This is a genomic window from Burkholderia sp. Bp8963, assembly GCF_003854275.1.
Lineage (GTDB): Bacteria > Pseudomonadota > Gammaproteobacteria > Burkholderiales > Burkholderiaceae > Burkholderia.
In genome coordinates this window covers 1-2,040 of the sequence record NZ_QTQP01000125.1, presented here as the reverse complement: position 1 = coordinate 2,040, position 2,040 = coordinate 1, and the positions used below count along the sequence as shown (strand labels likewise).

General features: G+C 52.3%; 2 protein-coding genes. One reads left to right on the top strand and one right to left on the bottom strand.

Annotated elements, in window-relative coordinates; genetic code table 11:
* Positions 1–100: 100 nt before the first annotated feature.
* Complete coding sequence (locus DID96_RS37560) at positions 101–1,465, bottom strand: hypothetical protein (protein WP_124604339.1); 1,365 nt, start codon at positions 1,463–1,465, stop codon at positions 101–103.
* A gap of 253 nt (positions 1,466–1,718) precedes the next feature.
* Here DID96_RS37560 and DID96_RS39720 point away from each other — a divergent pair, with 253 nt between their 5' ends.
* Positions 1,719–1,835, top strand: coding sequence for a DUF6402 family protein (locus DID96_RS39720; RefSeq protein ID WP_409333854.1), 117 nt, complete (start codon positions 1,719–1,721; stop codon positions 1,833–1,835).
* Positions 1,836–2,040: the final 205 nt, after the last annotated feature.

Below are 2,040 nucleotides of genomic sequence, written 5' to 3'. Positions count from 1 at the left end.
CCTTGAATTCCATTGCCGCCCAACTCTCCGTTGCTCGTGCCATTCGCGCGTCATGCAAAAAGCAAGAGTAAACGGCAAGCCGCGAAAGTTTACAAGCCGCTCACGCCGACTTGTGTGTAATGGAATGCTGTAAACCATCGGTGTCGATGACAGTCGAATCGCCTTCAATGTTCCAGAGGTGACCATTGGCGGGAAACTGCTTTCGGCCTGTATGGGGTGACTCACTTCCCACCATCTTGGTACAAATGCCCGTGGCTGTCATCGCTTCCGTTGCGTTCTGATTGTATGGATATTCTCGTATCAAGCCGCACGTGTTCGCACCAGCTTCAAGGCTTTCAGGAGCGTATTGCAGCACGAAGAAATGATAGGGAGCCGGCAGCCAGTAATTTTCTGTGAGAAGTGCCGCTATACCGCTCTTGTCTCCGCATCCCACAGCGTTGCAATCCGCAAAACTTATCTGATGCGTTTTGTAGGAAGGGTAGTGACCGATGGTGCTGCCACTTGAATCGTCCCCCGGATGGTCGGGCTGCATGTTACCCAGCAGGTGTGCAAACGGATAGGTACGTCGAGTTGTCCAATCGTCCAGGCTCGTGATGTTCAGCCATGTTGGTGTGGATGCAGTCGGCGCAAGGCGTGTGGAATCGTGATAGAAGTCATAGTAAGCGTCTGCTCCAATAGCCGCATTCAATGTAACGATCAGCGTCTTTTCTCCAAGAGGCTGGTCAGTTTTCATGAACTTGGGTAACAAGGCGCGCGATAAAATTCTGCCACCCAAGGAATGACCGGTCACAATCATACGGTTTTCTGTGGGGCCCTTCTGGACGGCGCGAGCAATATCGGTCAAATCGGATGCCATCGTGCCACTTGTGGCGATCGAATCTGCCGCGCGTGCACGGTTCGCGATTGTAAAGACGCTTGCTCCCGGCGTTGAGATGCTTTCTCCCCGCCAGCCAACATAAACACCGAGTACCTGTGTATTCGCTTGCCCCGCGCGCGACAATGCATCTTTGTACCGCGCCAGCATATGGTCGAAATACTTGACGTTCTCGTCGTCGGGGCTGGCGTTATGGTGCCAGCCATGCACGTAGACAGCGACAAACGTTGCTTCTCCTGCGGTATTTGAATTCTCGATTTTCTGCAGGATGCCTTGTAGCTGATGTGGCGCGAACAGTTGGCCCGGTCCCTTGCATGCCTCACTCTCCAGTTCGCAGTATTCGAGAAAAGCTACGCTGAAGCGCCTTTCCACGCGACCATCGTTGTTCTCCGTAACGCCCGCTTGGGTAGCCGGACAGTCGGCGCGTCGGCCGACTTTATCGATTGTGCATGACCTGGATTGGAAGCCAACTTGTTGATACTGCTTGTCTGGTACGGCACTGCACCCTGCTAAGGTCAGTGAAGTGATGCATGCGCCAAAAATCATCGTGCGGGCGATGTTTCGGTACCCCTTAATTTCCCCATTTTTCATTTTTTGTCGCTCCGTTATCGAACTGTAACACTTCTCAAGTGTGCAGGTCGAGTCCGAGTCATGTTGGCCACTCCTGCATGATCAAAACATAGTCGATCATTTTCAAAAATTCCACTCAGGAGATTCCGCACTATCTCTGTACGCAATCGAGTTAAATAAGACGGTCGACAAACGAACCAGGCGATTTCAGGAATCTCGGGAGAAGGATGTCTAATGGTCAGCGCATAACAAGACGTACCGACACGGGAGGTCGGTGCACAATCGCGGCGGCGACTTCATGGTCTACAGTGAGCCAAAACTCATCAATCTGGACAAGCCGATCATTCTAAAAATTGACACCGTATGCAGAACCATTCCGACCGAGCAATGAAAGCGGCCATGACCATCTTCAAAGTGGCTTTGTCCGTGATCGCCATATACCTGATTGTCGCTATCGGGTGGCTGTCCCCATTCCATTACACACAAGTCGGCGTGAGCGGCTTGTAAACTTTCGCGGCTTGCCGTTTACTCTTGCTTTTTGCATGACGCGCGAATGGCACGAGCAACGGAGAGTTGGGCGGCAATGGAATTCAAGG